The following is a 4,114-nucleotide window of genomic DNA, read 5'->3' on the forward strand; positions in this document are numbered from 1 at the left end:
CGAGTTGGCCTGCACAATCCGCTGCGGCACATTCTCGTAGGCGGGGTCAGAGATGCCCGGCGTATCGGAATGCGCCAAAACGTTCACCGCCGCAATGCGGCCGCCTTCCACAACCACCTCAAGTTCCAGGGTACCGCCGAACGAGTCCACCTGCGCCCGGTAGATGCCGTCTAGGTACGCGGCCTCTCCTTCCGGCGCTTCTGTTACTCCGCTTACCGCCTTCTCCACAGCCTCCAGCAAGGCCTTGCTGGTGAAGGTGGCACCGCTGGCGGCATCAACCGGCCCCTGGGCTTCGATGATCGCGGGGATCAGCGCTTTGAAAGCTGCATCGGCGATGAAGGGGGTTTCCTGGGATTCCACAACTTCAATGTCTGTGATCTTCCCGCCTTCAACGGTCACATCGATCACCAGCTCACCGCCGAAACCGTTGGCGCTGGCCCGGTACGTGCCGTCTTCCACCAAAATGGCGAAGAGATCAGCCGCTTCTTCGGCCGCAGCTCCGACCGCGGCCTGCATCAGAGCCTGCTCCACAGCTTTCATAATGGCCTGGCTGGAAACCGTGGCGCCGGAAGCGGCTTCCACCTGCGGCGAATTGGCCTGCACAATCCGCTGCGGCACATTGCCGTAAGCGGGATCAGAGATACCCGGCGTGTCGGAGTGGGCCAGAACGTTCACCGCTGCAATCCGGCCGCCGGCAACTACCACTTCCAGTTCCAGCGGGCCGCCGAAGGAATCCACTTGGGCGTAATAGGTGCCATCAGCGTAGGCCCCCGGTTCTTCCTGCGGGAAGAAGGTGCGGTCAAACTGCTCCAGAGCCCTCTGAACTCCGCTGAGCAGAGCCCGGGAAGAGATGGTGGCACCGGACACGGCTTGGATATCAACACCAAGGGTGAAGGAGCTGTCTTTGTCAAGTCCCACAAACTGCGCAAGGAACTCCGGCCTTGTGGCCAGTTCGCCAAGCCCTGGATCCTCCCGATGCTCCAGGACGCTGATGTCCTGAATCCGATGCTCGGCATCTAGTACCATCAAGAAGCGGATGGGGCCGTTAAACCCACCCTGCTCCGCCACGAACGCGGTCTGGGCGGGGTTGCCCTCCGCGTCGCGGATCAGGTAATAGCGGGTGCCGTTTTCATCCACCACTTCGTAATCATCCTGACCCAACAGCTCGCCAATGGGCAGGTACTGCCCGTAGCTGAACACCGGTGTAGCGGGGGGCTGCGACCGATCTAGAAGCACAAAGAAAGCCGCAAACACAACTACCGCGGCCGCGGTTACGGCGATGCCCTTCTTAAAGCTTTCCTGGCTTACAGGAAGGCCGAAGATGCGCGGAATGGTCAAAGACTCAATGGCCGGGGCCAGGGCATTCATGGTCAGTACGGCAAAGGTGACCCCTTCCGGCAGAGAGGTAAACTGCCTGATCACCATGGTCAAAAGGCCGCACCCGATCCCGAAGATCAGCTGGCCCAGGGGCGTAACTGGGGAGGTAACCATATCCGTAGCCATGAAGACCGCGGCAAACAGCAGCCCGCCCGCGGTAATGGTATACCAAGGATCTAAACCCCAAAGCAGTGCCAGGATAAAGGCGCTGCCCACATAGCCAACGGGGTTGCGCCAGTTGATATGGCCTTTGTACAGCAGATAGGCGGCACCCAACAAGATCGCTATAACTGACGTCTCACCAATGCTGCCGCCCACATTGCCCCAGACCAAAGACCAGGAGAAACTGCGGGTGCTGAGCAGAGGCGTAGCCGCAGTAACCGCCTCGAAGGGGGCGGTGAACTTCACTAACTGGGAGGTGAAGGCTAGAAGCAAAATCGCCCTGGCACCCAAGGCGGGGTTAAAGATATTGTGCCCCAGACCGCCAAAGGCCCACTTGACCAAAGCAATAGCCAACACCGAGCCGACGATGGGCACCCACCAAGCCACTGTAGAGGGTAGGATCAAACCCACCAAAAGGCCGGTTACAGCCGCGCTGCCATCGCCAAAGATGCCCCGGGGCGTCAGGGGCGCCCTGAGGATCAGAGCCTCGGTGAGGATGGCGCTGAGGCTACTCAGTAACAGCACCTTGAAGGCCGGCAGGCCAAAGAAAACCAAACCGGCTATCACCGCAGGCGTCAGCGCGATGAGCACGTCAATCATGATCTGCTTAATCGTTAAGGGACTACGGAGAAACGGACCCGTCTTGATCTGCATGCCTTTCACCCCTAACTCACTTTTTCCTTGGCTTTCTCAGCGGCTAAGCCCGCTTTACCCTGCTTGATCCAGGTTACCAGGGCCCGCTTGGCCGGACAGACATAAGAACAGAGGGAACACTCGATGCAGTCCCTTAAGTGGATCCGCTCGGCTTCTTTGTACATTCCCATGTGGGAATACTCGCCGAGCAGGTTAGGCGTCAAACCCATAGGACACACCTGCACACAGCGTTCACAGCGAATGCAGGGGAGGTTCTCATCGAAGCCCACTTCCTCCTTGGTGAGGGCTAAGACGCCGGACATGTTCTTGACCACGGGGCCGCCCAGATCCTGAACCGGCCAGCCGGTCATGGGTCCCCCACAAACAATGACTTCCGGTTCTCCCAGAAAGCCTCCGCAAAACTCAAAGAGCTCCTCCAGGGGCGTGCCCACCCGCACCAGCACATTGCGGGGATCCACCACGGCACCACCGCTCACGGTCACAACCCGTTCGTAGGAACTCTTGCCCAGACTGAGGGCCTCGTAGACGGCGATGGCCGTATGCACATTGCTCACCACACAGCCCACATCGTGGGGCAGCCCGCCGCTGGGCACTTCCCGGTTCAATATGGCCTTGATCAGCTGCTTCTCTGCCCCTTGGGGATAGCGCACCTGCAGGATGGCGACACTAAGCTCTCCGTATTCGGCGATGGCTTCCTGCACCTTCGCGATGGCGTCGGGCTTGTTGGCCTCAATGCCGATCACGCCTTGCGCGGCGCCCGTGGCCTTCATGATGGCCAAAAGACCCTGGACCATCTCCGCAGCCCGCTCGGCCATGAGGCGGTGGTCACAGGTCAGGTAGGGTTCGCACTCCGCCCCGTTGATCAAAATGGTGTCCACCGGCTTGGGCGGATTGAGCTTAACATGGGTGGGGAAACCAGCTCCTCCCATACCCACAATACCCGCATCCTTGACCGCCTGGCGGATGGCGTTGGCCGCCAGCTTCCGCAGATCAGCGTGTTTTGTGCCCCCTGCCGGTTCATCGCGGCCGTCGTTTTTGATCACCACCGACAGTGCCTTTTGACCGTTGGCTAGAGGCCTTTCCTCGATGGCCACAACTTGCCCTGAAACGCTGGCGTGCACTGGAGCAGAGATGAACGCCTTGGACTGGCCAACCACCTGCCCCATCTTCACCTTGTCGCCCACAGCGACAACCGGCTCGCAGGGAGCTCCGATATGCTGCTGCAGGGGAATCACCGCAATTTCAGGCGCCGGCATGACCACAATGGGTTTATGGTCCGTAGCCGACTTGCGGTGCGGTATATCTCCCCCTCCCCGGGGAAATGTCTTTGCAATCAACAGGCTCACCCTTTCCGCTCTGACTGCGCGATAGTTATCACGAATACATCGGAATATATTCCACTATCCCTTAGGGAATCCTGCCGGGAGCAAAAAAGGCTTCCAAAACCTATCAGGTGTAAAACCCGCGCGCCAGGGGGATTATACAGACCAGAAAGGGAGGAAAGAAAATGGCCCAAGGTTCAAGCAACATCAAACGGAAAGTGATCCCCCAAGCCTTTCAGGCCCTCAACCAGTTTAAATACGAAGTAGCCAGTGAACTGGGGATCAACCCCGAGTACAAAACTGGCTACTGGGGCAACATCACGTCACGGGAATGTGGAGCAGTGGGAGGGCACATGGTAAGGCGGATGATCGCCCTGGCCGAACAGGAACTGCTCAGGGGACAGTTTCCCGCCGAGCCGCAGCGCTCCACCGGCTTCCAAATGCAGTAAACCCGCAAGCAAGGGGGCGTTGCAGAACTACTCGATTGAGTAGGAGCAACGCTCCTTTTTGTGTCTCTTGGCCTGAAAATGCGCCCAGAGTTGGACAGATCTTGAGATGGCAGACACATACGAGTGTTTTTGGGCGCGCGAAAAAGACTC

General features: G+C 59.0%; 3 protein-coding genes. 1 reads left to right on the plus strand and 2 read right to left on the minus strand.

Going from position 1 to position 4,114, the window contains the following annotated elements; all coding sequences use genetic code 11:
* Together ACE4YL_RS04975 and rsxC are read right to left on the minus strand one after the other, a co-directional pair.
* Positions 1–2,193, minus strand: a 2,193-nt coding sequence (locus ACE4YL_RS04975) for an RnfABCDGE type electron transport complex subunit D (protein WP_461369324.1), incomplete at its 3' end; no start/stop codon positions are given.
* A gap of 11 nt (positions 2,194–2,204) precedes the next feature.
* The gene (gene rsxC, locus ACE4YL_RS04980) at positions 2,205–3,530 is read right to left on the minus strand and encodes an electron transport complex subunit RsxC (RefSeq protein WP_461365303.1); all 1,326 of its coding nucleotides are present in this window, start codon (positions 3,528–3,530) and stop codon (positions 2,205–2,207) included.
* A gap of 170 nt (positions 3,531–3,700) precedes the next feature.
* On the opposite strand from rsxC, the gene ACE4YL_RS04985 reads away from it, so the two are divergent.
* Positions 3,701–3,964 carry a small, acid-soluble spore protein, alpha/beta type gene (locus ACE4YL_RS04985; protein ID WP_461357943.1) on the plus strand — a complete coding sequence of 88 codons (264 nt, stop codon included), beginning with the start codon at positions 3,701–3,703 and terminating at the stop codon, positions 3,962–3,964.
* The last annotated feature ends 150 nt before the right edge of the window (positions 3,965–4,114 follow it).

The sequence above is a fragment of the Candidatus Darwinibacter acetoxidans genome, from assembly GCF_041936445.1.
Classification (GTDB): Bacteria; Bacillota; Limnochordia; order Darwinibacteriales; family Darwinibacteriaceae; genus DTU010.

What these genes read in the sequence shown, in the direction of transcription:
- ACE4YL_RS04985 (WP_461357943.1), top strand. Translation starts at nt 3,701, where the DNA reads ATGGCCCAAGGTTCAAGCAACATCAAACGGAAAGTGATCCCCCAAGCC.